The sequence below is a fragment of the Pseudomonas antarctica genome (assembly GCF_900624995.1).
Taxonomy (GTDB): Bacteria; Pseudomonadota; Gammaproteobacteria; order Pseudomonadales; family Pseudomonadaceae; genus Aquipseudomonas; species Aquipseudomonas antarctica.
This window is the reverse complement of the sequence record NZ_UYXQ01000103.1, coordinates 1-14,362: the sequence shown is the minus strand read 5'-3', so window position 1 is coordinate 14,362 and position 14,362 is coordinate 1. Positions and strand designations below refer to the sequence as shown.

11 protein-coding genes are annotated in these 14,362 nt (G+C 61.0%); all 11 read right to left on the bottom strand.

Translation table 11 applies throughout. The annotated features are described in order from the left end of the window. Positions 1 to 523 precede the first annotated feature (523 nt). Positions 524 to 1,921 carry a sigma-54 interaction domain-containing protein gene (locus tag E0F99_RS24800; RefSeq protein ID WP_083358007.1) on the bottom strand — a complete coding sequence of 466 codons (1,398 nt, stop codon included), beginning with the start codon at positions 1,919 to 1,921 and terminating at the stop codon, positions 524 to 526. Positions 1,922 to 1,961: 40 nt separating this feature from the next. After that, the gene (locus E0F99_RS24795; protein ID WP_083358008.1) at positions 1,962 to 3,533 is read right to left on the bottom strand and encodes an ABC transporter ATP-binding protein; all 1,572 of its coding nucleotides are present in this window, start codon (positions 3,531 to 3,533) and stop codon (positions 1,962 to 1,964) included. A 10-nt stretch (positions 3,534 to 3,543) separates the two neighbouring features. Continuing rightward, the gene (locus E0F99_RS24790; protein ID WP_083358009.1) at positions 3,544 to 4,566 is read right to left on the bottom strand and encodes an ABC transporter permease; all 1,023 of its coding nucleotides are present in this window, start codon (positions 4,564 to 4,566) and stop codon (positions 3,544 to 3,546) included. Continuing rightward, on the bottom strand, positions 4,566 to 5,627 hold the full coding sequence (locus E0F99_RS24785; protein WP_083358010.1) for a microcin C ABC transporter permease YejB: 1,062 nt from the start codon (positions 5,625 to 5,627) through the stop codon (positions 4,566 to 4,568). The genes E0F99_RS24790 and E0F99_RS24785 overlap by 1 nt, the downstream gene beginning before the upstream one ends. Further along, the gene (locus E0F99_RS24780; RefSeq protein WP_083358011.1) at positions 5,627 to 7,489 is read right to left on the bottom strand and encodes an extracellular solute-binding protein; all 1,863 of its coding nucleotides are present in this window, start codon (positions 7,487 to 7,489) and stop codon (positions 5,627 to 5,629) included. Before E0F99_RS24780 ends, E0F99_RS24785 begins: the two co-directional genes overlap by 1 nt. A gap of 126 nt (positions 7,490 to 7,615) precedes the next feature. Then, positions 7,616 to 7,897, bottom strand: a complete 282-nt coding sequence (locus E0F99_RS24775; protein ID WP_010210937.1) for a peptidylprolyl isomerase — start codon at positions 7,895 to 7,897, stop codon at positions 7,616 to 7,618. Between the two features lie 177 nt (positions 7,898 to 8,074). Further along, complete coding sequence (locus E0F99_RS24770) at positions 8,075 to 9,688, bottom strand: ABC transporter ATP-binding protein (protein WP_083358012.1); 1,614 nt, start codon at positions 9,686 to 9,688, stop codon at positions 8,075 to 8,077. A gap of 1 nt (position 9,689) precedes the next feature. Further along, positions 9,690 to 10,709, bottom strand: coding sequence for an ABC transporter permease (locus E0F99_RS24765; protein WP_083358013.1), 1,020 nt, complete (start codon positions 10,707 to 10,709; stop codon positions 9,690 to 9,692). Between the two features lies 1 nt (position 10,710). Beyond that, positions 10,711 to 11,784, bottom strand: coding sequence for a microcin C ABC transporter permease YejB (locus E0F99_RS24760; RefSeq protein ID WP_083358014.1), 1,074 nt, complete (start codon positions 11,782 to 11,784; stop codon positions 10,711 to 10,713). Then, complete coding sequence (locus E0F99_RS24755) at positions 11,785 to 13,617, bottom strand: extracellular solute-binding protein (protein ID WP_083358015.1); 1,833 nt, start codon at positions 13,615 to 13,617, stop codon at positions 11,785 to 11,787. It abuts the gene before it with no gap. Beyond that, positions 13,614 to 14,362: ABC transporter substrate-binding protein (locus E0F99_RS24750; RefSeq protein ID WP_242626927.1), on the bottom strand; the 749-nt coding region annotated here is incomplete at its 5' end. The genes E0F99_RS24750 and E0F99_RS24755, both read right to left, overlap by 4 nt.

Here is a 14,362-nt window from a genome sequence, read left to right as displayed (position 1 = left end):
GGCCGCCGCCATGGGCCATCCTTGGCCCATCGCGGCTAAACCGGCGTCCTGCCGGTTTACCCACGCTCCAAAGCCTGCGTTCGGCCAGCGTGGTTTAACGGGGCGCCTAAGATCAAGATCAAAAGCAGATCAAGAGCACGGCGGCCTAGTAGCCGACCTGAGTGGTTAGATCAAGAGCAGAGCCGAGGCGGCCTGACAGCCGACCTGATATTTGAAACTGAACTCAATCTAATGTGGGAGCTGGCTTGTCGGACCGCCGAACCGCTGCGATGGCATCAACGGGCTGTACCTGATGTAGCGAGGTGCCTGCATCGCAGCGGTGCGGCGATCCGACAGCCAGCTCCACAGAAAAGCAGAGCACTGGGGTGCTGGCAGTCGAACTCGGTCAAAACTGTGGGAGCGGGCTTGCTCGCGAAGGCGGTGGGTCAGTCAGCTCATATATAACTGACCCACCGCCTTCGCGAGCAAGCCCGCTCCCACATTAGAATATCTACATTTGTAGATTATCGTCCCGATATAGAGACTAGGTGATGCCAAGGGCGACCATTTTTTTGTACAGCGTCGACCGCCCCAGCCCCAGGCGCTTGGCTGCCTCCACTACGTTGCCTTCACACGCCACCAAAGCCGCCCCAATCACCTGCCGATCAAAGCGCTCCCGCGCCGCCGCAAACGTCTCGCCCTCGACCGTTTCCACCGCGCCACGCGCCACCGGGCTAAACGTGCCAATCGCCGCGCGAATCTCACCGGCATCCAGCACCAAGTCATCACTCAGCAACGCCGCGCGCTCCAGCACATTGCGCAGCTCGCGGATATTCCCCGGCCACGCATGCTGCGCCAGCAGTGCGAGGGCCGCGCGGTCCAGTTCATGCTGGCTGCGCAGTTCTTCCAGAATCGCCTCGCTCAACGCCGGAATGTCATCCAGCCGCTCGCGCAACGGCGGAACCTGGATCGGCAGCACATTCAGCCGGTAGTACAAATCCGCACGAAACTCACCGCGCTTGATCGCCGCTTCCAGGTCCATGGATGTGGCGGCAATCACCCGCACATCACTGTGCAGCATTTCATTGGAGCCCACCGGCTCGTATTCCTTTTCCTGCAACACCCGCAGCAGTTTGCTTTGCAGCGGCAGCGGCATATCACCGATTTCATCGAGAAACAGCGTGCCGCCCTGGGCGATCTGCAACTTGCCAGGGCGGCCTTTGCGGTCGGCGCCGGTAAACGCGCCCGGCGCGGTGCCGAAGAACTCGGCTTCGAGCAGGTCAGCCGGAATCGCTGCGCTGTTGATGCTGACAAAGGCCTTGTGCGCACGCGGTGATGCGCCGTGGATTGCCTGGGCCAGCAGTTCTTTGCCGGTGCCGGTTTCGCCGAGCAGTAACACCGGCGACTCAGCGCTCGCACTGCGCCGCGCTCGGCGTTTGACTTCCAGGCTGGCCGCGCTGGTGCCGATAAAGTGCGCGAAGTTGTATTTGCTCTGGCGTGAACGCAACAGCGAGCGGGTGGACGCCAGCTCCTGCTGCATGCTCAGGTAGCGCTCAATCAGCGGCGACAGGTTGCGCAACTCATCGAACAGCGCAAAGCCAATCGCGCCGATCACCGCGCCAGCATCGTCGTGGATCGGCAGGCGCATCACCACCAGCGGGCCTTTGGGTGTGTCCTGAATGTCCAGCAAGATCGGCTGATCATTGCGCACCACCTGGCGCAACAGGCTGTTGGAAATCACCTGTTCGCAGGGCTGGCCGATGGCTTCGTCGGCGCTCTTGAGGCCGAAACGCTTGGCGTAGCGCTCATTCATCCACACGATATTCGCGTCACGGTCGACGATCACCGTGCCTTCGCTGGACCGCTCGATGATCTCGAACAGCGACTGGATGGCCAGGCCGCGAACCTGTTGGTAGTCCTTGAGGCTTTCGTTGCTAGTCATGCATCCGCCGCCAACACAAAATAGGAATAGGGTCGCGCGCCTATAAAGGCATGTGCGCCGCTGCCAGCAGTTCTTTGGTGTACGCGTGCTGCGGCGCCTCAAATACCTCATGGCTGGCGCCACGCTCCACCACCTTGCCGTCCTTGATCACGATCATGTCGTGGGCCATGGCGCGCACCACGGCCAGGTCATGACTGATAAACAGGTAGGTCAGGGCGTATTTCTCCTGCAGTTCACGCAGTAACGCCACCACTTGTTTCTGCACCGTACGATCCAGGGCCGACGTGGGTTCGTCCAACAGCATCAGGGCCGGTTTGAGCACCAATGCGCGGGCGATGGCGATACGTTGGCGCTGACCACCGGAAAACTCGTGGGGGTAACGGTGGCGGCTGGCAGGGTCGAGGCCCACGTCCTTGAGCACCTGCACCACTTGCGCATCGCGCTCGGCCAGGCTGCACGGCGCGTGCACTTCCAGGCCTTCGCTGATGATCTGCTCCACCGACATGCGCGGGCTGAGGCTGCCGTAAGGGTCTTGGAACACCACCTGCATCTGTTTGCGCCACGGGCGCATTTGCTTGTGGTTGAGCGGGTCGAGGGCCTCGCCCTGGAAGCGGATGCTGCCGCTGGAATCGAGCAAACGCAGAATCGCCTGGCCCAGGGTTGATTTACCCGAGCCAGACTCGCCGACAATCCCCAGGGTCTTGCCGCGCTGCACGCTGAGGCTGATGCCGTCTACCGCGCGCAGGTAGGTCTTGCGCTGAAACAGCCCGCCGCTGAGGGGGAACTGCACCGTCAGGTCATCGACCTGCAACACCGTTTCGCGTTCATCACGGCACAGCGCATCGCCGGTCGGTTCCGCATCCAGCAACAGGCGGCTGTAAGGGTGTTGCGGTGCGTTGAACAGCGTCTGGCAGTCGGCTTGCTCGACGATTTCACCGGCGCGCATCACGCACACGCGCTGCGCGATGCTGCGCACCAGGTTGAGGTCATGGCTGATCAGCAGCAGCGACATGCCCAGGCGTTGTTGCAAGGACTTGAGCAGCAGCAGGATCTTGCGCTGCACCGTCACGTCCAGCGCGGTCGTCGGTTCGTCGGCGATCAACAGTTCCGGTTCGCAGGCCAGGGCCATGGCGATCATGACGCGCTGGCGCTGGCCACCGGAGAGTTGATGTGGATACGCCTTGAGGCGTTCCTGGGGTTTTTGAATGCCCACCAGTTCGAGCAATTCGAGAATGCGCGCCTGCGCCGCCTTGCCGCCCAAGCCTTTGTGCAGCAGCAGGGTTTCGCCGATCTGCTTTTCGATACTGTGCAGCGGGTTGAGCGAGGTCATCGGCTCCTGGAAGATCATCGCAATGCGGTTGCCGCGCAGCTTTTGCAGGGTCGTCGCCGAGGCGCCGATCAACTCCTGGCCGCGATACTTCACCGAGCCCGTGGTCTGCGTGCCGGCTTCGGGCAGCAGTTGCAGGATCGAGTGGGCCGTCACCGACTTGCCCGAGCCCGACTCGCCCACCAGCGCCAGGCATTCGCCGGGGCGCACGTCCAGGCACAGCTTGCTCACCACGGTCTGGCCGCTGAAGGCGACACTCAGGTCACGGATTTCAATGAGGTTCATAGGCAGTCACTCATGAGCGTGGGTCGAAGGCATCACGTAATGCCTCGCCGATAAAGACCAGCAGCGACAAGATCAGCGCCAAGGTGAAAAACGCCGTCAGGCCCAGCCAGGGTGCCTGCAGGTTCTGCTTGCCCTGGGCGATCAGTTCGCCGAGTGACGCACTGCCTGCCGGCATGCCGAAACCGAGGAAGTCCAGGGCACTCAAGGTCGAAATTGCCCCGGTTACAATAAACGGCAGGTAGCTCAAGGTCGCGGTCATGGCATTCGGCAGGATGTGCCGGCGAATGATCTTGCCGTCGCCCAGGCCCAGGGCGCGCGCGGCCTTGACGTATTCCAGGTTGCGCCCGCGCAGGAACTCGGCGCGCACCACGTCCACCAGCGCCAGCCAGGAAAACAGCGCCATGATCCCCAACAGCCACCAGAAGTTCGGCTCGACAAACCCTGAGAGGATGATCAACAAGTACAGCACTGGCAGCCCTGACCACACTTCCAGAATGCGTTGGCCAAGCAGGTCCACCCAGCCGCCGTAATAACCCTGCAAGGCGCCTGCTGCAATGCCGATGGCGGCGCTGATGGCGGTCAACGCCAGGGCAAACAATATCGACACGCGGGCGCCGAAGATCACCCGCGCCAGCACATCGCGCGACTGATCATCGGTGCCCAGCCAGTTCACCGTCGAGGGCGGGCTGGGGGCAGGGCGGCTCAGTTCGTAATTGGGTGTGTCATCGCTGAACGGGATCGGCGGGAACAGCATCCAGCCGCCGTCCTGCTTGATCAGCTTTTGCACGTAGTCACTGCGGTAGTCGGCCTGGAAAGGCAACTGCCCGCCGAACTGCTGCTCGGTGTAGCGCTTGAACACTGGGAAATACAGCTCGTTCTTGAAGCTGAGCACCCAGGGCTTGTCATTGGCGATCAACTCGCCGCCCAGGGTCAGGATAAACAGGCCGATAAACAACCACAGCGACCACCACCCGCGACGGTTCTTCTTGAACCGCTCGAAACGCCGACGCGCCACCGGGGACAAATTAAGCATCAGGCGTTCCTCGCGGCGAAGTCGATACGCGGGTCCACCAAGGTGTAGCAGAGGTCGCCGATGAGTTTTATCAGCAGGCCAAACAAGGTGAAGATGAACAGCGAGCCGAACACCACCGGGTAGTCGCGGGACACGGCGGCTTCATAGCTCATGCGGCCCAGGCCATCGAGGGAGAAGATCACCTCGATCAGCAGCGAACCTGCGAAAAACACGCTGATGAAAGCCTGCGGAATCCCCGAAATCACCAGCAACATGGCGTTGCGGAACACGTGGCCGTAGAGCACGCGGCGTTCGCTCAAGCCCTTGGCGCGGGCCGTCACCACATATTGGCGGGTGATTTCATTCAAGAACGAGTTTTTGGTCAGGATGGTCAGTGTGGCGAACCCGCCGATGACCAGGGCGGTGACCGGCAATACCAGGTGCCAGAAGTAGTCGGCAATCTTGCCCACAGTGCTCAGCTCTTCGAAATTTTCCGAGACCAGCCCGCGCACCGGGAACCAGTTCAGCGAGGTGCCGCCGGCGAAGACCACAATCAGGAACATCGCGAACAGGAACGCTGGCATCGCATAGCCGATAACGATGGCAGTGCTGCTCCACACATCAAAGCTGCTGCCATGGCGTACCGCCTTGCGAATCCCCAGCGGGATCGACACCAGGTAGGTGATCAAGGTGGCCCATAAGCCGAGGGAAATGGTCACCGGCATCTTTTCCAGGATCAGGTCGACCACCGTCGCGCCGCGAAAGAAGCTGTTGCCGAAGTCCAGCTGCGCGTAGTTTTTGAGCATCAGCCACAGGCGTTCCGGGGCGGGCTTGTCGAAGCCGTATTGTTTTTCGATGTCCTTGATCAACTTCGGGTCCAGGCCGCGGCTGGCCCGTGAGCCGCTGCTGATGCCCTCGCCGGATGAACCACCGACGGCGCCGCCGCCGATGCCTTGCAAGTGCGCAATGGCTTGCTCCACCGGGCCGCCAGGCGCGGCTTGGACGATCACAAAGTTAACCAGCAGGATGATCACCAGCGTCGGGATAATCAGCAGCAGGCGCCGCACGATATAGGCAAACATCAGCGCGCACCTGCGCGTTTTTTCAACTCGGCGTTCATTTGTTCATTCGTCAGTGGCGTGGGGCTGATTTCCCACCAGGTTTCCAAGGCTTCGTCGTTCTTCGCCTCGATGGCCGGGCGGCCGAAGCGGTTCCACCACGCGGCGGAGGTGCCGGGCGGGTAGTAGTTGGGAATCCACAGGTAATTCCATTGCAGCACGCGGTCCAGGGCGTGGGCGTAGGTGAGCATCTGCGCCTGGGTGTCGGCCTTGACCAGGCCCTTGATCAGCGTGTCGACGGCCGGGTCCTTGAGCACCATGTAGTTGTTGGCGCCCGAATCAAACGCGGCGGCGGAGCCGAAATAGTTGTACAGCTCCATCCCGGGCGAGGTGGTGACCGGGAAACCGGTAACGATCATGTCGTAGTCGCGGGTCATCAGTCGGTTGACGTACTGGGAGGAGTCGATGCGGCGAATGTTCAGGGTGATGCCGATCTGCGCCAGGTTGCGTTTGTACGGGAGTAACAAGCGTTCCAGGCCGTTTTGTGTATTGAGAAAAGTGAACTCAAGCGGCTCGCCCTCGGCGTTGACCAGCTTGTCACCTTGCGGCTTCCAGCCCGCGTCCTCCAGCAAAGCCAGGGCTTGCAGCTGCTTGTCGCGGATCATGCCACTGCCGTCGGTGACGGGGGCCTTGAACACTTGGGTGAACACTTCGTCTGGAATCTGCCCGCGCAAGGGCTCAAGAATCGCCAGCTCTTCTTTCGTCGGCAACTGGCTCGCCGCCAGTGGGCTATTGGAGAAGAAGCTCTGCTGGCGGATGTACAGGTTGCGCATCATCTGCCGGTTGGCCCATTCGAAATCCCACAGCATCGCCAAGGCCTGGCGCACGCGGCGATCCTTGAACATCGGCTTTTGCACGTTGAACACATAGCCCTGGGCCGGTTGCGGCATTTCCTTGGCCAGGTGCGCACGTTGCAGGCGGCCATCGTCCAGCGCCGGGCCGTTGTAGCCGATGGAATAGCCGGTGGCGGAGAACTCCCGGTTGAAATCGTAGGCGCCGCCGCGCAGCACCTGACGGGCCACTTCGGTGTCGCCAAAGTACTCCAGGCTCAGGTGGTCGAAGTTGTACAAACCACGGCTGACGGGCAGGTCCTTGCCCCACCAGTGCGGGTCGCGGGTGAAGGTGATGGTGGCGCCGGAGTCGATCTTGCTGACCTTGTACGGGCCGCTGCCCAGCGGGGCTTCGTAGCCGCCGCCGTTGGCGAAGTCGCGGGTTTTCCACCAGTGCTCGGGGAACACCGGCAGGGTGGCGATATCCAGCGGCAGGGTGCGGTTTTCATTGCTGGAAAAATCGAAGCGCACCTGGCGTTCGCCTTCGACTTCGACGTGTTTGACGTCGGCGAACAGGGTGCGAAAGCGCAGGCTGCCTTGGGTCATCAGCAGGTCGAAACTGTAGCGCACGTCTTCGGCGGTGATCGGCGTGCCGTCGGCGAAGCGCGCCTTGGGGTTCAGGTAGAAGCGCAGCGACAGGCCGTCGTCGGCGCGTTCCATCTTTTCGGCGACCAGGCCGTAGACGGTGTAGGGCTCATCCAGGGAGCGCTGGGCCAGCGGCGCGTACAGCCAGCCGTCGACCTGGGACACGCCGATGCCTTTGTCGATGTACGGCAGCACGTGGTCGAAGCGCCCGATCTCAAGGGCCGAACGCTTGAGGCTGCCGCCTTTGGGGGCGTTGGGGTTGGCGTAGTCGAAATGGGTGAAGCCGGCGGGGTACTTGGCCGGTTCGCCGTAGACCGTGAGGTAGGTCTGTGGGGCGGCGATCACGGCGCTGCTGGCCAGCAACAGGGCCAGGGCAGAACTAAGCAGTGTTGTGGAAAAAGCCAATCGCATTGTCAGCCTTGAGTGCCGGGTGAAGAATAGGTTTTGTACGTTAACGGCTTAAACGTTGCCAGTCATCACATGCACAACGGCCCACCATAAGGCGGGCCGTTGTTTATAGCATCAGCACGGACTGGATCAGTCCTGGCGGCTGGTGACTTCCAGCAGGTGGTAGCCGAACTGGGTTTTCACTGGGCCTTGCACGGTGTTGACGGGAGCGCTGAAAACGACGGTGTCGAATTCTTTGACCATCTGGCCTGGGCCGAATGAACCCAGGTTGCCGCCGTCGCGGCTGGAAGGGCAGCTGGAGTTGGCTTTGGCGATTTCTGCGAAATCGGCGCCGCCTTCGATCTGGGCTTTGAGTTCGTTGCACTTGTCTTCAGTGGAAACGAGGATGTGACGGGCGGTGGCTTTGGCCATGGGGAATAACTCCTTGAATAAAAAGGGTGAGCGTACCGGATTGAGGCGGTTATTTGTTGGCAAAGTTCCATGTTTTGTTGGTTGGGTGGGTGGATTGTTTGGTTGAGTACATATCCGTTGCTGCGGTAAGGGCGGAACCATAAGCGGCCATCCCCCAAACAATGGATATGTACACAATCAGCTGCTCACAACAGCCGGCACCAAAAACGCCGCCTCCAACAACTGCCGCGTATAACCATGCTGCGGATCAGCAAAAATCCCCGCCGCGTCCCCCTGTTCCACCACCTGCCCATGCTTGACCACCATCAACTGGTGACTCAGCGCCTTGACCACCGCCAAATCATGGCTGATAAACAGATAGGTAAGGTTGTACTTGGCCTGCAAACTGCGCAACAACTCCACCACTTGCCGTTGCACCGTTCGATCCAGCGCCGACGTCGGCTCATCCAGCAAAATCAGGCGTGGCTTGAGCACCAACGCACGGGCGATGGCAATGCGCTGACGCTGGCCACCGGAAAATTCATGGGGGTAACGATGCCGCGAGTCCGGGTCCAGCCCAACCTCACGCAGCGCCGCAATAATCGCCGCTTCCTGCTCAACAGCCGTGCCCATTTTGTGAATGCGCAGCCCTTCGCCGACGATTTCGCTGACACTCATGCGCGGGCTCAAGCTGCCGAACGGGTCCTGAAACACCACCTGCATTTCCCGCCGCAACGGGCGCACCTGTTGCTGAGTCAGGCGGTCAAGCTGCTGGCCCTCAAAGCGAATCCCGCCAGTGCTGGCAATCAAGCGCAGAATCGCCAGGCCCAAGGTGGACTTGCCCGAGCCACTCTCACCAACGATGCCCAGGGTCTGCCCCTGGGGCAGGCTGAAATTGATGCCGTCCACCGCCTTGACGTAATCCACGGTGCTACGCAAAAAGCCTTTCTTGATCGCAAACCACACTTTCAGGTCATCGACTTCCAGCAACGGCGGCCCGACCGCGTTGGTCGCAGGCCCACCACTGGGTTCAGCCGCCAGCAACTCCTGGGTGTAAGGGTGCTGCGGCGCCTGGAACAGCGTCTCGCAATCGGCCTGTTCGACGATACAACCCTTCTGCATCACGCACACACGATGGGCGATGCGCCGCACCAGGTTCAGGTCATGGCTGATCAGCAATAACGCCATGCCCAGCCGTGCCTGCAATTCCTTGAGCAGCTCCAGAATCTTTAATTGCACCGTCACGTCCAGAGCCGTGGTCGGTTCGTCGGCGATCAGCAGTTCCGGCTCGTTGGCCAGCGCCATGGCGATCATCACCCGCTGGCGCTGGCCGCCGGAAAGTTCGTGGGGCAGGGCCTTGAGGCGTTTGTGCGGCTCCGGGATGCCCACCAACTCGAGCAATTCAAGGGTGCGCTGGGTGGCGACTTTGCCGGTAAGGCCCTTGTGCAGGCCGAGCACTTCGTTGATCTGCTTTTCGATGGAGTGCAGCGGGTTCAGCGAGGTCATCGGCTCTTGGAAGATCATCGCAATGCGGTTGCCGCGAATATGCCGCAGGGTTTTTTCTTTGAGCGTCAGCAGGTCTTGCCCGGAATAGCTGATGGTACCGGCCGGGTGGCGGGCCAGCGGGTAGGGCAGCAGCCGCAGGATCGAGTGGGCGGTGACCGATTTGCCCGAGCCGCTTTCGCCGACCAGGGCCAGGGTTTCGCCGCGCTTGATATCGAAGCTGACGTTATTGACCACGCGGTGGTGGTGTTCGCCGGTGACGAACTCGACGCAGAGGTCGCGGACTTCGATCAGATTGTCCTGATTCATCTCATTTCCTCGGGTCGAAGGCATCGCGAGCGGACTCGCCAATAAACACCAGCAAGCTCAACATGATCGCCAGCACGGCAAACGCACTCATGCCCAGCCATGGCGCTTGCAGGTTGGATTTGCCCTGGGCCACCAGTTCACCCAATGACGGTGAACCGGCCGGTAGGCCGAAGCCGAGAAAATCCAGGGCGGTAAGGGTGCCGATGGCGCCAGTGAGAATGAATGGCATGAAGGTCATGGTCGACACCATGGCATTGGGCAAGATATGCCGAAACATGATCGCGCCGTTCTGCATGCCCAGTGCGCGGGCCGCGCGCACGTACTCGAGGTTGCGCCCGCGCAGGAACTCGGCGCGCACCACGTCGACCAGGCTCATCCACGAAAACAGCAACATGATCCCCAGCAGCCACCAGAAGTTGGGTTGTACAAAACTGGCGAGGATGATCAACAGGTACAGCACCGGCAAGCCTGACCAGATCTCCAGGAAGCGCTGCCCGGCCAGGTCGACCCAGCCGCCATAGAAACCCTGCAAGGCCCCGGCGAGCACGCCGATGATCGAACTGAGCACGGTGAGCGTCAGGGCGAATAGCACCGACACGCGAAACCCGTAGATCACGCGCGCCAATACGTCACGGCCCTGGTCATCGGTGCCTAAGAGGTTGGCCGCGGAGGGCGGAGCCGGGGCCGGGACTTTCAGGTCGTAGTTGATGCTCTGGTAGCTGAACGGGATCGGCGCCCACAGTGTCCAGGCGTCCTTGGCCTTCAGCAGTTCCTGGATATACGGGCTCTTGTAGTTGGCCTCCAGCGGGAATTCACCGCCAAAGGTGGTTTCCGGGTAGCGTTTGAGCGCCGGGAAGTACCAGCCGCCGTCGAAGTGCACGGCCAGCGGTTTGTCGTTGGCGATCAGCTCCGCGCCGAGGCTGAGCACGAACAGGATGAGGAACAACCACAGTGACCACCAGCCACGCTTGTTGGCCTTAAAGCGCTCGAACCGACGGCGATTGAGGGGGGATAAGTTCATCTCAATGCTCCCGGCTGGCGAAGTCGATACGCGGATCGACCAGGGTGTAGGTGAGGTCGCCGATCAGTTTCACGATCAGCCCCAGCAGGGTGAAAATAAACAGCGTGCCGAACACCACCGGGTAGTCACGGTTGATCGCTGCTTCAAAGCTCATCAGGCCCAGGCCGTCGAGGGAGAAGATCACTTCGACCAGCAACGAGCCGGTGAAGAAGATCCCGATAAACGCCGAGGGGAAGCCAGCGATCACCAGCAGCATCGCGTTGCGAAACACATGGCCGTAGAGCACGCGGTGGTTGGTCAGGCCCTTAGCCTTGGCGGTAACTACGTATTGTTTGTTGATCTCGTCGAGAAAGCTGTTCTTGGTCAGCAACGTCATGGTCGCGAAGTTACCGATCACCAGCGCGGTGACGGGCAGGGCCAAATGCCAAAAGTAATCGACTATCTTGCCGCCCCAACTCAGCTCATCGAAGTTGTTGGAGGTGAGCCCGCGCAATGGGAACCAGTCCAGATAACTGCCGCCGGCAAACACCACGATCAGCAAGATCGCAAACAGGAATGCCGGGATCGCATAGCCGACAATGATTGCTGAGCTGGTCCACACGTCGAAGTGGCTGCCGTGTCGCGTGGCTTTGGCGATCCCCAGCGGGATCGACACCAAGTACATGATCAGCGTGCTCCATAACCCGAGGGAGATCGACACCGGCATTTTTTCCTTGATCAGGTCGATGACCTTGGCGTCGCGAAAGAAGCTGTCGCCGAAATCCAGCCGGGCGTAGTTCTTGACCATGATCCACAAGCGTTCCGGCGCCGACTTGTCGAAGCCGTACATCTTCTCGATTTCCTTGATCAGCGCCGGGTCCAGGCCCTGGGCGCCACGGTAGGTGGAGCCGGCCACCGAGACTTCGGCGCCCCCACCGGCGATGCGGCTGGTGGCGCCCTCAAAACCTTCGAGTTTGGCGATCATCTGCTCCACCGGGCCACCGGGGGCAGCCTGGATGATGATGAAGTTGATCAGCAAAATCCCGAACAGCGTGGGGATGATCAGCAACAGACGGCGAACAATATAGGCCAGCATTTAATCGCCTCCGCTCGCCGGATCGGCGCTCGTGTCCAGGGTGACAGCAGGTTTTACATCCGGCTTGGCCCACCAAGTGGCGATGCCGACGTCATAGCGTGGCGAGACGTTGGGGTGGCCCAAGTGGTCCCAATAGGCCACGCGGAAAGTCTTGATGTGCCAGTTGGGGATCACGTAGTAGCCGAACTGCAGCACGCGATCCAGCGCCCGGGCGTGGGCGATCAGGCTTTTGCGCGAGTTGGCGTCGATCAGCGCTTCGACCAACTGGTCGACGACCGGATCCTTGAGCCCCATGTAGTTGCGGCTGCCGGGTTTGTCGGCGCTGGAAGACGACCAGAATTCGCGTTGTTCGTTACCCGGCGACGTGGATTGCGGGAAGCTGCCCACCAGCATGTCGAAATCGCGCGAGCGCAGGCGGTTGATGTACTGCGAAACGTCAACGCGTCGAATGACGAGGTTGATGCCCAGGTCCGCCAGGTTGCGCTTGAACGGCAGCAGGATACGTTCGAATTCGGTCTGGGCCAGCAAGAACTCAATGGTCACCGGTTTGCCGGTGGTGTCGACCATCTTGTCGTCGACAACCTTCCAGCCGGCCTCTTGCAACAACTGGTAGGCCTCGCGCTGCTGGGGGCGGATCATGCCGCTGCCGTCGGTTTTGGCAGGCTCGTAAGCCTCGGTGAAGACTTCGGCGGGGATCTTGTCGCGAAACGGCTGCAGAATCGCCAGCTCATCCGGGCCGGGCAGGCCGGTGGCGGCCATTTCCGAGTTTTCAAAGTAGCTGCGTGTGCGCGTGTAGGCGCCGTTGAACAGCTGCTTGTTGCTCCATTCGAAGTCCAGCAAAAGGCTGATCGCCTTGCGCACCCGTACATCCTGGAACATCGGCTTGCGCGTGTTGAACACAAAACCTTGCATACCCGTTGGGTTGCCGTTGGGAATTTCTTCCTTGATCAGCCTGCCCTCGGCCACCGCTGGAATGTTGTACGCGTTGGCCCAGTTCTTCGCGCTGAATTCCAGCCAGTAGTCGAATTGCCCGGCCTTCAAGGCTTCCAGCGACACGGTGCTGTCGCGGTAGTAGTCGGTGATGCGGTTATCGAAGTTGTAGAAACCTTGGGTAACCGGCAGGTCCTTGGCCCAGTAATCCTTGACCCGCTCGTAGCGCACCATGCGCCCAGGCTTGACCTCGGCGACCTTGTACGGCCCGCTGCCCAGCGGTATTTCCAGGTTGCCCTTGGCAAAGTCACGGGTCGCCCACCAGTGTTTGGGCAATACCGGCAGTTGGCCGAGGATCAGCGGCAGTTCGCGGTTGTTGGTGCGCTTGAACTTGAACAACACGCGCAACGGGTCTTCGGCTACCACTTCGTCGACGTCGGCGTAGTAGGTGCGGTAGAGCGGCGAGCCGTCCTTGATCAGCGCCTGGAAGGTGAACACAACGTCTTCGGCACGTATCGGATGGCCATCATGAAAGCGCGCTTCGGGGCGCAGGTAGAAGCGCACCCAGCTGTTGTCGGGGGCTTTCTCGATCTTGCCGGCCACCAGTCCGTATTCGGTGATGGGCTCGTCCAGGCTTTGCATGGCCAGTGTGTCGTAGATCAGCGGCAGGTTGTCCGCCGGCACGCCCTTACTGATGTAAGGGTTGAGGCTGTCGAAACCGCCCATGCTCGATTCGCGAAAGGTGCCGCCCTTGGGCGCGTTGGGGTTTACGTAATCGAAATGTTTGAAGTTGGCGGGGTACTTGGGCGGCTCGTTGTAGAGCGTCAGCGCGTGTTGCGGCGCGGCGCTGACCGCGCTGCACAGCAACAGGCTGGCGAGTAATGCACGGCGTAAATGCATCATTGGGCTTTCTCCGAAGCTTTCAGCCACCATGCGCTCAGGCCCAGGCTGTAGGGCGGCGTGGTGACAAAGGCGAACCGGTTGCGGTATGCCAAGCGATGATAGTTGAGGTACCAGTTGGGGATACTGTAGTGCTGCCACAGCAGCACCCGGTCGAGCGCGCGGCCGGCGGCCAATTGTTCTTCGCGGGTTTGCGCCGCCAGCAGTTGTTCCAGCAGGCGATCGACCACCGGGTTGGCGATGCCCGCGTAGTTCTTGCTGCCCTTGATCGCGGCCTGGCTTGAGTGGAAGTACTGCCACTGCTCAAGGCCTGGGCTTAACGTCTGATTGAGGGTGACCAGGATCATGTCGAAATCGAACTGATCCAGGCGCTGCTTATATTGCGCGCGGTCAACGGTGCGTAGGCGCGCGTCGATGCCGATGCTTTTGAGGTTCTCGACATACGGCTGCAGAATGCGCTCCAGGTTCGGATTGACCAGCAGGATTTCGAAGCGCAGCGGCTGCCCGTCACTGTTGAGCAGGCGTTGCCCGGATAGCTTCCAGCCGGCGTCGCCTAACAAGGTCAGGGCGCGGCGCAGTGTTTCGCGCGGGATGCCGCGACCGTCGGTCTGCGGCAGGCTGAAGGCTTGCGTAAACAGGTTGGCTGGCAGCTGGTCGCGGTACGGCGAGAGCATCAGCCATTCATGGCCCACTGGCACGCCGGTAGCCGAGACCGCGCGATTGGGGAAGTAACTCAACGTGCCTTTAT